Raw genomic sequence first — 12,797 nt, 5'->3', positions numbered from 1 at the left:
TCCCACATTTTTAATTGGGTTTACAGGCCAGTACTTGTGATGCTCACACCCAGGGTATGGCTTTCACCCGGCGCCAACGCCACCACATCATCCAGCACATTCGCCGTCTCGATGCACAGCATGCCCGTCCAACCATCGTCTGCCATGTCATCGAAGGCCTTTGCGCGTTCGGTCCAAGGGTTCCAGATTACCGTGGACTTCGAGCCCTGGCTGGTGAGCTGGATACGGCGCTGCCAGTCCTGATCGATGATATTCAGTTGCGCTGGCGTGTCGAGGTAGATGCGGTCCGTCTCGGCAGTGAAGCTCAGCAGCCCAGCCTGTTGCTTGGTCGCCCAGCCATCGGCGGTATCGATGTAGGATCCACCGTCCAGCCCGTCAACCTGTACGTTGCGCACATCGCTCACGGCGAAGTAGCTATGCAGCGCCTGGCTGAGGGTGACGGTGTCGTTGCCACGGTTATGGCTGGTCAGGCGGATATGCAGCTGGTCGTCCAGCAGCAGGCTCAGGGTCAGATCGACCTGATGGGGCCAGCCGGGGAATCCACCTGCCGGCACAGGCAACACCAGGTCGATGCGCAAGGCATCGCCTTCAAGCTCGGTTCCGGCCAACTCCCATAGCGCAGTGCGTACAAAACCGTGGGCACCCGCCGGTTGTTCGCTTTGGCGCATCGCCTTGACGCTTTGCGGGTTGCGATCAAACACGCCAAACCACGGCCAGCACACCGGCACGCCGGTGCGAATGCCTTTGCCTTTCTTGAACACCGCTTCAGGGTTAGGCCAGATCAGCGGCTGCTCGCCATCACGCTGGTAACTGAAGATATGCGCACCCTGTTGGGCCACTTTCAATTCGGCGCCGTTGTGGCGGATACGCCAGCAGTCCAGCTCGTCGATTTTCACGGTTTCAACGTGGGGCGTAGGCATGGCAACACTCTTCAATGGCAGGCAATGGGGCAATTGACCGTCAAAACCCGGCGAGGTTTAACGTGCGCGCGACGGTACCGAACGCGTGCGGCCACTGCCATCGATGGCGACGAATACGAACACCGCCTCGGTGACCTTGCGCCATTCGCTGGACAGCGGATCGTCGCTCCACACTTCGACCATCATCTGGATCGAGCTGCGGCCGATTTCCAGGGCCTGAGTATAAAAGGAAAGCTGCGCGCCCACTGCTACCGGTACCAGGAACGCCATGCGATCAATGGCCACAGTGGCGACACGCCCGCCTGCGACCTTGCTCGCCATGGCGGTGCCGGCCAAGTCCATCTGCGCGACCAGCCAGCCGCCGAAGATGTCACCGAAACCATTGGTTTCGCGCGGAAGCGCGGTGATTTGCAAGGCGAGATCGCCTTGCGGGATAGGATCTTCTTGTTCGAGTTCGATCATGCCGAGGGTGCCTCTGACCCGTGACGCTTCATGGGTATTTCAAGTGGATAGCCGTCTTTGGAAAAACGTTTCAGCACCAACATACACCGCGTGATACGTTTCTCGTAAGGCGTACTAAAAGGGAAACTCTGCCAAATCGGCTGGATGGCACCCAACAGCGTTTTGGCACAGCAGCCCCTCAAGACTGGGGTTCTAGCGCTTGCAAGGGCCGAGTATATCGAGACCCTGGCGCCACGACGACCTCCTGAGGCTCATTTGGTCGGCATTTGGCCGCTGTATCGCGGCTTTTTATGGCAACTGTGCTTCTGATGTGCTTTTGCAAGCGATTTGCTATCTTGCCCAACCCGCTATGGCCCTGCCAACACCTCGGGCTTGCCGTTCTGACTAATAAGAGAAGCCTTGCCATGTCCTCCGTGCCTGCAAGCAGTGCGCAACCGTCGCGCCCGCTGACCCGCAACGACTACAAAACCCTGTCGCTGTCTGCCTTGGGCGGGGCGCTGGAATTTTATGATTTCATCATTTTCGTGTTTTTCGCCACCGTGGTCGGAAAACTCTTTTTCCCGGTGGATATGCCTGAATGGCTGCGCATGATGCAGACCTTCGGCATCTTCGCCGCAGGCTACCTGGCACGCCCACTGGGCGGCATCATCATGGCGCACTTCGGCGACCTGCTGGGCCGCAAGAAGATGTTCACCCTGAGCATCTTCATGATGGCCGTGCCGACCCTGATCATGGGCCTGCTGCCGACCTACGCGCAGATCGGCCTATGGGCGCCGATCTTGTTGCTGGTGATGCGCGTCATCCAGGGCGCAGCGATTGGCGGCGAAGTACCGGGCGCCTGGGTGTTCGTCTCCGAGCACGTGCCGCCACGTCATATCGGCTACGCCTGCGGCACCCTGACCAGCGGCCTCACCGCCGGCATCCTGCTGGGTTCGCTGGTGGCCACCGCGATCAACACGCTGTACACCCCAGCGGAAGTTTCGGACTACGCCTGGCGCATCCCATTCTTGCTGGGTGGCGTGTTCGGCCTGCTGTCGGTGTACCTGCGCCGCTGGCTGCATGAAACCCCGATCTTTGCCGAGATGCAGCAACGCAAGACCCTGGCCGCCGAGCTGCCATTGCGTGCGGTACTGCGCGACCACCGTGGCGCTATCGTGCTGTCGATGCTGCTGACCTGGCTACTGTCGGCCGGCATCGTCGTTGTCATCCTGATGACCCCGACCGTGCTGCAGACCGTCTACCACTTCACGCCGACTATTGCCCTGCAGGCCAACAGCCTGGCCATCGTCACCCTGAGCCTGGGTTGCATTGCGTCCGGTGCCCTGGCCGACCGATTCGGTGCTGGCCGCGTGCTGGTGGTGGGTTGCCTGCTGTTGCTGTGCAGTTCGTGGACCCTGTATCACAGCCTCATCGAACACCCGCAGTGGCTGTTCCCGCTCTACGCCCTGACCGGTTTGTTCGTCGGTACCATTGGCGTAGTGCCGTACGTCATGGTCAAAGCCTTCCCACCGGTGGTGCGTTTCAGCGGGCTGTCGTTCTCCTACAACGTCGCCTACGCCATTTTCGGTGGCCTGACGCCGTTGGCAGTGTCGCTGCTGATGAAGGAAAGCCCGATGGGCCCTGCCTACTATGTCGCTGCGCTGTGCCTCATGGGGATGGTCGTCGGCGGCTACTTGTGGAAGCGCTCCCGCTAGGTTTTTGATGATGATCGCTCCCGCGCCCTGCGTGGGAGCGATGGCAATTCCCCGCTTTATCCCTTCTCCCGCCGATAGTGGCCTTTCATCTAACTGTCACATTGCGGACATAGAGTGTTCACACGGCCTCCCGATACTTGGCCCCGATCCAACTATCCCTATCTGCTAGGAGCAAGGCATGAAACTGAAACGTTTGATGGCGGCAATGACTTTTGTCGCTGCTGGCGTTGCGACCGCCAACGCGGTGGCCGCTGGTGTTGACCCGGCAATTCCGGCTTACGTTAAGACCACTGGTGTGTCGGGCAACTTGTCCAGCGTCGGTTCCGATACCCTGGCTAACCTGATGACCCTGTGGGCTGAGGGTTACAAAAAGGAATACCCGAACGTCAACATCCAGATTCAGGCCGCTGGCTCCGCCACTGCACCTCCTGCACTGACTGAAGGCACCTCCAACCTGGGCCCGATGAGCCGCAAGATGAAGGACACCGAACTGGCAGCCTTCGAGCAGAAGTACGGTTACAAGCCTACCGCCATCCCGGTTGCCGTGGATGCCCTGGCTGTGTTCGTACACAAGGACAACCCGATCCAGCACCTGACCATGGAACAAGTCGACGCGATCTTCTCCTCGACTCGCCTGTGCGGTGGCAAAGCCGACGTAAAAACCTGGGGTGACCTGGGTGTGACCGGCGACCTGGCCAACAAGCCAGTACAGCTGTTTGGTCGTAACTCGGTATCCGGCACCTACGGCTACTTCAAAGAAGAAGCCCTGTGCAAAGGCGACTACAAAGCCAACGTGAACGAACAACCAGGCTCGGCTTCGGTCGTGCAGTCCATCAGCTCCTCGCTGAACGGCATCGGTTACTCGGGCATCGGCTACAAGACCGCCAGCGTGAAGACCGTTGCTCTGGCTAAAAAGGGCAGCACTGACTTCATCGAAGACAGCGAAGAAAACGCCCTGAACGGTAAATACCCGCTGTCGCGTTTCCTCTACGTTTACGTCAACAAAGCCCCGAACAAGCCTCTGGCCCCGCTGGAAGCTGAGTTCGTGAAACTGGTTCTGTCCAAACAGGGTCAGGAAGTTGTAGTGAAAGACGGCTACATCCCACTGCCAGCCAAAGTTGCCGCCAAGGCCCTGGCTGACCTGGGTCTGAAAGAAGGCAACTAAGTTGCCTGGGCGAGGCCGGTAAACCGGCCTCGCATCCCCCTTTTTTCACCCGCTGCCAGCTCTGCTACGCGGCGGCTTTGTTGCGTCACTGCATTGTCATCTTTCTGTCATACAGGATCGCTAGGGTGTGCGCATGAATGATCTGGCCAATTCCACCATGACGACGACTTCTCCCCCCAAGCGCATTGATTTCAATACGCCTGAGCTGCAACGCAAGCGCCGTATTCGCGCGCTCAAGGATCGCCTGACGCGTTGGTACGTACTGGTTGGCGGCCTCGCCGTCCTCGGTGCCATTACCCTGATCTTCTTCTTCCTTGGTTATGTGGTTGCGCCGCTGTTCCACGGTGCCTCGCTGACCAAGGAAGACACCCTGACGCCGGCCTGGATGCAAGACGCCGGCAAGCCCTTGATGATCTCCATGGAGGAGCAGAACCAGGTCGCCATGCGGGTTTCCGACAAAGGCCAGGCCCTGTTCTTTGCAGTCGATACCGGTGCTGAGCTCAAGCGTGTCGACCTGCCGCTTCCCGCCGGCGTGAGCGTTGCCTCCATCGGTGAAGACCAGCCGGGCAGCCCGCTGGTGATTCTCGGTTTGTCCAATGGCCAGTCCCTGGTGTTCCGTCACACCTATAAGGTGTCCTACCCGGACGGCAAGAAAACCATCACCCCGGCGATCGAATATCCCTACGGCGAAACGCCGATCGTGCTGGATGACGCCGGTCGCCCGTTGGAGCATGTCGCTCTCAACGCCACCGATTCCTCCCTGGTGGTCGCCGGTTCCGCCGGGTCGCACTTGAACGTGCTGTCGCTGACCCGCGAAGAAAACATGATGACTGGCGAGGTCACCAGCGAGCAAAAGCGCATCGACCTGCCGCAAATGACTGAACCGGTGAAGGCGATCTTCATCGACCCACGCCAGCAATGGCTGTACGTGATTAACGGTCGCGCCCTGGCAGACGTGTTCAGCCTGCGCGACAAGAGCCTCAATGGTCGCTACAAACTGCTGGAAGACGGCACTGCCGAAATCACCGCCAGCACCCAGCTGGTGGGCGGCATCTCGCTGATTGTCGGTAACTCCAAGGGCGGCCTGGCCCAGTGGTTCATGGCCCGCGACCCGGATGGTGAACAGCGCTTCAAGCAGATTCGTACCTTCCAGATGGGCAGCGCACCGATCGTGGAGATCACAGCCGAACAGCGCCGCAAAGGCTTCACCGCCCTCGATGCTTCCGGCAACTTCGGCGTGTTCCACAGCACCGCCCACCGCACGCTGCTGGTAGAACCGGTGGTCGACGGCCAAGGTGTGTTCGGCCTTTCGCCACGGGCCAACCGCGTGATCGTGGAAGCCGGTGGCAAGCTGCAACCGTTGCTGCTGGACAACCCGCACCCGGAAGTGTCCTGGAGCGCGTTGTGGAGCAAGGTCTGGTACGAGAACTACGACGAGCCTAAATACGTCTGGCAATCGACCGCTGCCAACACCGACTTCGAACCCAAGATGAGCCTGGCCCCGCTGACCTTCGGCACCTTGAAGGCCGCGTTCTACGCCATGCTGCTCGCCGCACCCCTGGCGGTTGCCGCTGCAATTTATACTGCGTACTTCATGGCCCCGAGCCTGCGCCGCAAGGTCAAGCCGGTGATCGAACTGATGGAAGCCATGCCGACGGTGATCCTCGGCTTCTTCGCTGGCCTGTTCTTGGCGCCTTATGTCGAAGGGCATCTGCCGGGTATTTTCAGCCTGCTGATGCTGTTGCCGATTGGCATCCTGGTGGCGGGTTTCACCTTCAGTCGTCTGCCTGAGTCGATTCGCCTGCGCATTCCCGATGGCTGGGAAAGCGCGATCCTGATCCCGGTGATCCTGTTTGTGGGCTGGCTCTCGCTGTACATGAGCCCGTACCTGGAAACCTGGTTCTTCGGCGGCGACATGCGCATGTGGATCTCCCATGACTTAGGGATTACCTACGACCAGCGCAACGCCCTCGTGGTCGGCCTGGCGATGGGCTTCGCGGTGATCCCGAACATCTACTCCATCGCCGAAGACGCCGTGTTCAGCGTGCCGCGTGGCCTGACCCTGGGCTCCCTGGCGCTGGGCGCCACGCCGTGGCAAACCATGACCCGCGTGGTCATCCTCACGGCCAGCCCGGGGATCTTCTCGGCGCTGATGATCGGCATGGGCCGCGCCGTCGGCGAGACCATGATCGTGCTGATGGCCACCGGTAACACGCCGGTGATGGAGATGAACCTGTTCGAAGGCCTGCGAACCCTCGCGGCCAACGTCGCGGTGGAAATGCCCGAGTCGGAAGTGGGCGGCAGTCACTACCGCGTGTTGTTCCTCTCGGCGCTGGTGCTGCTGCTGTTCACTTTCATCATGAACACCCTCGCCGAGCTGATTCGTCAGCGTCTGCGCAAGAAATACTCGTCGCTTTAAGAAAGGTAGAAGTCTGTGAAACAGAACTCCCTGAATGGATGGTTCAAGAGCGGCGCTCCCGGCGTCTGGATCAGCGGTGGCGCGGTGTCCATCGCGGTCATCATGACCATTGGTTTGCTGGCGGTGATTGCCGTGCGTGGCCTGGGCCACTTCTGGCCGGCCGACCTGATCCAGGCCAACTACAACGTGCCCGGCCAGGAAAACCATATCGTCATCGGCGAAGTGGTGCAGAAGGAAGAAGTGCCGCGTGAACGCCTGAAAAGCGCTGGCCTGCCGGTGCCGGACCAAGGCCCGGAATTCATGACCCGCGAGCTGATCAAGGTCGGCAACCGCGACCTGAACGGCAACGACTTCACTTGGATCGTCGGCGAGTGGTTGAAAGACCAGACCAAGCCTGCCGACCTGATGGCCATCGAGCGGCGTGAGTGGGGCAACTTCTACGGCACGCTGGTCAACGTGAAGCAGGATGGCAAGGTCGTCGCCGAAGGCGCAGCGGCCTGGCCGGAGCTGCAAGCCCGTGTCGAACGCGTGAACAAGCTGGCTGCCCAGTTGAAGACGCTTGAGAAGTCCGACATCGGTGCGATCAACGCCGGTCTTGAACGCATCCGCCTGCACGGTCGCAAGCTGGAGCTGGAAGGCAAGCTCGACGCCGCCGCCCAAGCCGACATGGATGCCGACCGTGCCGAGCTGAACGCCCGCTACCAGGACATCGAAGCACGCCTGACCGACCTGCACACCCAGTTCAACCGCGACGCGCTCACGGCCCGTGACGGCAATGGCAAGGAAGTGGAAATCGGCATCGGCAAAGTGGTGCACGCCTACCAGCCGAACGCCATGGGCACCTTCACCAAGATCGGCTTCTACTTCAGCAAGGTCTGGGAATTCCTCAGCGACGACCCACGGGAAGCCAACACCGAAGGCGGGATTTTCCCGGCCATCTTCGGCACCGTGATGATGACCCTGATCATGGCGATGATCGTGACGCCGTTTGGCGTGCTGGCAGCGGTGTACCTGCGTGAATACGCCAAGCAGAACGCCCTGACCCGCATCATCCGCATTGCGGTGAACAACCTGGCCGGTGTACCGGCTATCGTCTACGGCGTGTTCGGCCTGGGCTTCTTCGTGTATGTACTGGGTGGCTCGGTTGACCGCCTGTTCTTTGCCGAAGCCCTGCCGGCGCCGACCTTCGGCACGCCGGGCCTGTTGTGGGCCTCGCTGACCCTGGCGCTGCTGGCGGTGCCGGTGGTGATCGTGGCCACCGAAGAAGGCCTGGCGCGCATTCCGCGCACCGTGCGTGAAGGTTCCTTGGCACTGGGTGCGACCAAGGCGGAAACGCTGTGGAAGATCGTGCTGCCCATGGCCAGCCCGGCGATGATGACCGGCATGATCCTCGCCGTGGCACGCGCCGCTGGCGAAGTGGCGCCGCTGATGCTGGTAGGTGTAGTGAAGCTGGCGCCGTCGCTGCCGCTTGACGGCAACTACCCGTACCTGCACCTGGACCAGAAGATCATGCACCTGGGCTTCCATATTTATGACGTCGGCTTCCAGAGCCCCAACGTCGAAGCGGCACGGCCATTGGTTTACGCCACTGCACTGTTGCTGGTGCTGGTAATCGCCACGCTCAACTTGTCGGCAGTGTGGATTCGTAACCACCTGCGTGAAAAATACAAAGCGTTGGACAGCTAACGCGGTCCCCTGTGGGAGCTGACTTGCCTGCGATGGCATCACCGCGGGTTGAATGGAACACCGCGCCGCCCGCATCGCAGGCAAGCCAGCTCCCACAGGGGCCAGCGTCAAACACAAAATTTGAGTAGATCGCCCCGGCGGTTCAACACAACGAATTGGTAGCACAGGGAGCATCCCATGCAACACGACACCCACACCCACGGCATCAACATGTCTGCCCTGGGTCGCGACAAGCAGAGCCTGAGCCTGGCCCAGGAAACCGTGGCCATTGAAGTGCCGGGCCTGAGCCTGTACTACGGTGAAAAGCAGGCGTTGTTCGACGTCAGCATGAACATCCCCAAGCAGCGCGTGACGGCCTTCATCGGCCCGTCGGGTTGCGGCAAGTCCACGCTGCTGCGCACCTTCAACCGTATGAACGACCTGGTAGACGGTTGCCGTGTTGAAGGTGCCATCAACCTCTACGGCACCAACATCTATCGCAAAGGCGAGGACGTAGCCGAGTTGCGTCGCCGCGTGGGCATGGTGTTCCAGAAGCCGAACCCATTCCCCAAGACCATCTACGAGAACGTGGTCTACGGCCTGCGCATCCAGGGCATCAACAAAAAGCGCATCCTCGACGAAGCCGTGGAATGGGCGCTCAAGGGCGCGGCGCTGTGGGACGAAGTAAAAGACCGCCTGCATGATTCGGCACTCGGCCTGTCCGGCGGCCAGCAGCAGCGTCTGGTGATTGCACGTACCATCGCCGTGGAGCCCGAAGTCCTGCTGCTCGACGAACCTTGCTCGGCACTCGACCCGATCTCGACGCTGAAAGTCGAAGAGCTGATCTACGAGCTCAAGTCCAAGTTCACCATCGTTATCGTGACCCACAACATGCAACAGGCGGCGCGGGTTTCCGACTACACCGCGTTCATGTACATGGGCAAGCTGGTGGAGTTTGGCGATACCGATACCCTGTTCACCAATCCGGCGAAGAAGCAGACCGAAGACTACATCACCGGTCGCTACGGCTAGGAAGCTGTGGTTCTCATTGCACTGACGCTGCGGTTCTCCGCACCTTACCGGACGCTCCAAGGACGCCAACATGATTAGCAAAGAAGGCCTTACCCATCACATCTCCGCGCAGTTCAACGCCGAGCTTGAGGAAGTGCGCAGCCACCTCCTGGCGATGGGCGGGCTGGTGGAGAAGCAAGTCAACGACGCCGTCACTGCGCTGATCGAGGCTGACTCGGGCCTGGCCCAGCAAGTGCGTGAGATCGATGACCAGATCAACCAGATGGAACGCAACATCGACGAAGAATGCCTGCGCATTCTCGCCCGTCGCCAGCCGGCGGCGTCCGACCTGCGTTTGATCATCAGCATCTCCAAGTCGGTGATCGACCTGGAACGCATCGGTGACGAAGCCACCAAGATCGCACGTCGCGCCATCCAGCTGTGCGAAGAAGGCGAGGCGCCGCGCGGTTACGTGGAAGTGCGCCATATCGGCGACCAGGTGCGCAACATGGTGCGCGACGCGCTCGACGCATTCGCCCGCTTCGACGCCGAACTGGCGTTGTCGGTGGCGCAGTACGACAAGATCATCGACCGCGAATACAAGACCGCCCTGCGTGAGTTGGCCACCTACATGATGGAAGACCCGCGCTCTATCTCGAGGGTCTTGAGCATTATCTGGGTGCTGCGTTCCCTGGAGCGGATCGGCGACCACGCACGCAATATCTCGGAACTGGTGATTTACCTGGTCCGTGGCACTGACGTACGGCACATGGGCCTCAAGCGCATGAAGGCCGAAGTTGAAGGCTCGGCCGATCTAATCCCTAATGTTCCGGGCGAATCTGACGATAAGTAAGATTGCCCGAGAAAATAACGCCCGGCCTTTGGTCGGGCGTTTTCGTTTGTGGCAGCTGATTTTGCGTCTTGGGCTAAATAAAGTCCGAACGTGACTGCAGAGTTTTTGGCAAAATGCCATCAGTCAGGCGTAGTGCGTGCCGAGGTTTTTATAGGATGAAGGGTCGATGAGCAAAGTCAGTGTATTGGTGGTGGATGACGCCTCGTTTATCCGCGATCTGGTGAAGAAGTGCCTGCGCAACTACTTCCCCGGGATCAAGCTTGAAGACGCGGTGAACGGCAAAAAGGCCCAGGCCATCCTGATGCGCGAGAGCTTCGACCTGGTGCTGTGCGACTGGGAAATGCCAGAGATGTCCGGCCTTGAGCTGTTGACCTGGTGCCGCGAGCAGCCTCACCTCAAAGCCATGCCGTTCGTGATGGTGACCAGCCGTGGCGACAAGGAAAACGTGGTGCAGGCCATCCAGGCCGGGGTTTCTGGCTACGTCAGCAAGCCGTTCACCAACGAGCAGTTGCTGAACAAGGTCAAGCAGGCCCTGCACAAGATCGGTCGCCTGGACGCTTTGGTCGCCAGCGCACCGACCAAGATGAACTCCGCGTTCGGCAACGATTCGCTGAGCGCCTTGACCGGCGGCAAGCCCGAAGCCGTCAAGTCCGCCCCTGTGGCGGCCGCTGCTCCGGCACCCAACAAAGGCCTGCTCAACAGCCCGCCCGTACAGGCACCTGCGGTATCGCCAGCGAGTGGTCGTGGCCAGGGCCAGTTGCGCCTGTCCAGCGGTAACCAGCAATGCGTGATCAAAGGCTTGAGCATCAAGGAAGCGCTGCTGGTGGTGCGTCGCGGTGAAGTCCTGCCTCAGGTACTGGAAAGCGCCGTACTCGACCTTGAGCAAGGCGACAACGCCGAAGTCGCACGTCTCAACGGCTACCTGCACGCCGTTGTGGCCTACGAGCCCAAGCCCGACAGCGACTGGCTGCAACTGACCTTTCGGTTTATCGACCAGGATGCGCAGAAGCTCGACTACATCTCCCGCCTGATCGCACGCGGTACCGCACAGAAGCATTTTGTGCCGGGTGCGTAAGCCCTGAATATCGGGAATCAACCGGCGGTCTGATTCCCGGTGCTTAGCTTGATTTATATCTGTTTCGATATAGTCTTCCGATAACGCCTCTGCGTTATCGAGCCTTTGCTATGCCTTGAAACAAAGCCCCGATGCCTGTGGTTGAATCGTCGATTACGCTTTTTCTTTCCAGGAAAGGAGAAGCCGATGCCAAGGCACAAGGATGTGGTGTTTCTAGGAAGCTCGCTCAAGGATCTGAAAGCGTTCCCGCTTGATGCCAAAAGGGCAGCAGGTTTTCAGTTGGATCTCTTGCAGCAGGGTGAGCAGCCCTTTGATTGCAAGCCGATGAAAACCATTGGGCGGGGCGTCAGTGAGATTCGGATTACAGAGGAGTCGGGAGCGTTTCGTGTGTTCTATGTGGTCAACCGGCCTGAAGCAGTTTATGTGCTGCACGCGCTGCGCAAAACCACACAGAAAACCGCAGGGCGGGATATCGAATTGGCTCGCGCCAGATTGCAGGAGTTAGAGTAATTCCATGAAAAATCAAAAAATTGAAGGCGAACGCTTCAGCAACGTTTGGGATGCTCTGGAAGAGTCACCCGAGCAAGCCGCCAATATGCGGCTGCGTTCAAAACTGCTCCGGGAATTGTGCCAGACCATTCGTAGCTGGGAGCTTTCTCAAAAAGATGCAGCGTGCAGGCTGGGCATCAGTCAGCCCCGACTAAACGACGTCCTCACTGGCAAGATCGACAAGCTCTCTCTGGATGCCCTGGTCAATCTGTCAGCGGCTGCCCAAATGGACGTGGATATTTGTTTCAACGGGCTGCCGGCCTAAAGTTGTCATCAAACCTCGCTAACCTGCCGTTCAGTCATCCCGGCAGGTTTACGCCATGCTCATGCGCTTTTCGCTGTGTTGCGCACTGGTGATCGTCGCTACCACGACCCAGGCCATGACCCTCTACAAATCCACCGATGCCAATGGCGTGGTGTTTTTCAGTGACCGGCAAACGCCCGGCGCCCAGGCGTTCGTGATCCAGGAACGCAAGGTCCAGCGGCCTGTTTTCGACCGGCCAAAACCCGCTTATCCACAGCAAGCCTACCGCTACGCCTTTCCCTGGCGCGGCGGCCCTTTCCTCCTGACCCAAGGCCCCAACGGCAGCTTCAGCCACACCGATGCCAAGAGCCGCTACGCCATGGACATCGCCATGCCCGAAGGCACGCCGATCATTGCGGCACGCAGCGGCGTGGTGGTGAAAACCGAAAATGAACAGAGTGGGCGCGGCAGTGATGCGTCAGGGAATTTCGTGCGGGTGAAGCATGATGACGGCACCGAGGGCGTGTACCTGCACCTCAAGCAAGGTTCGGTCGGTGTCAGGGTGGGGCAGCGTGTGGCGGTAGGCAGCCCGCTGGGGTTGTCGGGTAATACCGGCAACAGCAGCGGGCCTCATTTGCATTTTGTGGTACAGCGCGCCACCGAGGCGGGGCTGGTGTCGATCCCGTATGAGTTCAACCAACCGGTGGGGGCACTGCCCAACTTTGCGTTGGGCAATTAAA

At 59.9% G+C, this 12,797-nt stretch carries 12 protein-coding genes; 10 read left to right on the top strand and 2 right to left on the bottom strand.

Going from position 1 to position 12,797, the window contains the following annotated elements; translation table 11 throughout:
- Positions 1–20: 20 nt before the first annotated feature.
- Both CFE47_RS20230 and CFE47_RS20225 read right to left on the bottom strand, forming a co-directional pair.
- Complete coding sequence (locus tag CFE47_RS20230) at positions 21–920, bottom strand: D-hexose-6-phosphate mutarotase (RefSeq protein WP_286839804.1); 900 nt, start codon at positions 918–920, stop codon at positions 21–23.
- 57 nt (positions 921–977) lie between these two features.
- Positions 978–1,382, bottom strand: a complete 405-nt coding sequence (locus CFE47_RS20225; protein WP_003176975.1) for an acyl-CoA thioesterase — start codon at positions 1,380–1,382, stop codon at positions 978–980.
- Positions 1,383–1,786: 404 nt separating this feature from the next.
- On the opposite strand from CFE47_RS20225, the gene CFE47_RS20220 reads away from it, so the two are divergent.
- The 10 genes from CFE47_RS20220 to CFE47_RS20175 all read left to right on the top strand — a co-directional run bounded on the left by CFE47_RS20220 (position 1,787) and on the right by CFE47_RS20175 (position 12,796).
- Positions 1,787–3,076, top strand: coding sequence for an MFS transporter (locus CFE47_RS20220; RefSeq protein WP_286839801.1), 1,290 nt, complete (start codon positions 1,787–1,789; stop codon positions 3,074–3,076).
- 178 nt (positions 3,077–3,254) lie between these two features.
- Positions 3,255–4,241 (top strand): phosphate ABC transporter substrate-binding protein PstS, encoded by a 987-nt coding sequence (locus tag CFE47_RS20215; protein ID WP_185710011.1) that lies wholly within the window; start codon positions 3,255–3,257, stop codon positions 4,239–4,241.
- A 385-nt stretch (positions 4,242–4,626) separates the two neighbouring features.
- Complete coding sequence (locus tag CFE47_RS20210; protein ID WP_286839927.1) at positions 4,627–6,660, top strand: ABC transporter permease subunit; 2,034 nt, start codon at positions 4,627–4,629, stop codon at positions 6,658–6,660.
- A 15-nt stretch (positions 6,661–6,675) separates the two neighbouring features.
- Positions 6,676–8,346: a phosphate ABC transporter permease PstA gene (gene pstA / locus CFE47_RS20205; protein WP_286839798.1), complete on the top strand. Its 1,671-nt coding sequence runs from the start codon at positions 6,676–6,678 to the stop codon at positions 8,344–8,346.
- A 177-nt stretch (positions 8,347–8,523) separates the two neighbouring features.
- Entirely contained in the window at positions 8,524–9,357 is an 834-nt protein-coding gene (gene pstB, locus CFE47_RS20200) for a phosphate ABC transporter ATP-binding protein PstB (protein WP_185710009.1), read from the top strand.
- Positions 9,358–9,427: 70 nt separating this feature from the next.
- Positions 9,428–10,189 (top strand): phosphate signaling complex protein PhoU, encoded by a 762-nt coding sequence (gene phoU / locus CFE47_RS20195; protein ID WP_010207581.1) that lies wholly within the window; start codon positions 9,428–9,430, stop codon positions 10,187–10,189.
- A 166-nt stretch (positions 10,190–10,355) separates the two neighbouring features.
- On the top strand, positions 10,356–11,264 hold the full coding sequence (locus CFE47_RS20190) for a response regulator (protein WP_185710008.1): 909 nt from the start codon (positions 10,356–10,358) through the stop codon (positions 11,262–11,264).
- Between the two features lie 186 nt (positions 11,265–11,450).
- Positions 11,451–11,774 carry a type II toxin-antitoxin system RelE/ParE family toxin gene (locus CFE47_RS20185; RefSeq protein WP_286839793.1) on the top strand — a complete coding sequence of 108 codons (324 nt, stop codon included), beginning with the start codon at positions 11,451–11,453 and terminating at the stop codon, positions 11,772–11,774.
- 4 nt (positions 11,775–11,778) lie between these two features.
- Positions 11,779–12,078, top strand: coding sequence for a helix-turn-helix domain-containing protein (locus CFE47_RS20180; RefSeq protein WP_286839790.1), 300 nt, complete (start codon positions 11,779–11,781; stop codon positions 12,076–12,078).
- A 55-nt stretch (positions 12,079–12,133) separates the two neighbouring features.
- A complete protein-coding gene (locus CFE47_RS20175; protein ID WP_286839787.1) occupies positions 12,134–12,796 on the top strand; it encodes a M23 family metallopeptidase in 663 nt (220 codons plus the stop codon).
- Position 12,797 lies beyond the last annotated feature (1 nt).

Origin of the sequence: Pseudomonas sp. PGPPP1 (genome assembly GCF_002255865.1) — a bacterium.
Taxonomy (GTDB): domain Bacteria; phylum Pseudomonadota; class Gammaproteobacteria; order Pseudomonadales; family Pseudomonadaceae; genus Aquipseudomonas; species Aquipseudomonas cremoris.
Note: the sequence above shows the minus strand (reverse complement) of the source record. Positions and strands in the feature narration are given on the sequence as shown.

What these genes read in the sequence shown, in the direction of transcription:
- CFE47_RS20230 (WP_286839804.1), bottom strand. Translation starts at nt 920, where the DNA reads ATGCCTACGCCCCACGTTGAAACCGTGAAAATCGACGAGCTGGACTGC.
- CFE47_RS20225 (WP_003176975.1), bottom strand. Translation starts at nt 1,382, where the DNA reads ATGATCGAACTCGAACAAGAAGATCCTATCCCGCAAGGCGATCTCGCC.
- CFE47_RS20220 (WP_286839801.1), top strand. Translation starts at nt 1,787, where the DNA reads ATGTCCTCCGTGCCTGCAAGCAGTGCGCAACCGTCGCGCCCGCTGACC.
- CFE47_RS20215 (WP_185710011.1), top strand. Translation starts at nt 3,255, where the DNA reads ATGAAACTGAAACGTTTGATGGCGGCAATGACTTTTGTCGCTGCTGGC.
- CFE47_RS20210 (WP_286839927.1), top strand. Translation starts at nt 4,627, where the DNA reads ATGCAAGACGCCGGCAAGCCCTTGATGATCTCCATGGAGGAGCAGAAC.
- pstB (WP_185710009.1), top strand. Translation starts at nt 8,524, where the DNA reads ATGCAACACGACACCCACACCCACGGCATCAACATGTCTGCCCTGGGT.
- phoU (WP_010207581.1), top strand. Translation starts at nt 9,428, where the DNA reads ATGATTAGCAAAGAAGGCCTTACCCATCACATCTCCGCGCAGTTCAAC.
- CFE47_RS20190 (WP_185710008.1), top strand. Translation starts at nt 10,356, where the DNA reads ATGAGCAAAGTCAGTGTATTGGTGGTGGATGACGCCTCGTTTATCCGC.
- CFE47_RS20185 (WP_286839793.1), top strand. Translation starts at nt 11,451, where the DNA reads ATGCCAAGGCACAAGGATGTGGTGTTTCTAGGAAGCTCGCTCAAGGAT.
- CFE47_RS20180 (WP_286839790.1), top strand. Translation starts at nt 11,779, where the DNA reads ATGAAAAATCAAAAAATTGAAGGCGAACGCTTCAGCAACGTTTGGGAT.
- CFE47_RS20175 (WP_286839787.1), top strand. Translation starts at nt 12,134, where the DNA reads ATGCTCATGCGCTTTTCGCTGTGTTGCGCACTGGTGATCGTCGCTACC.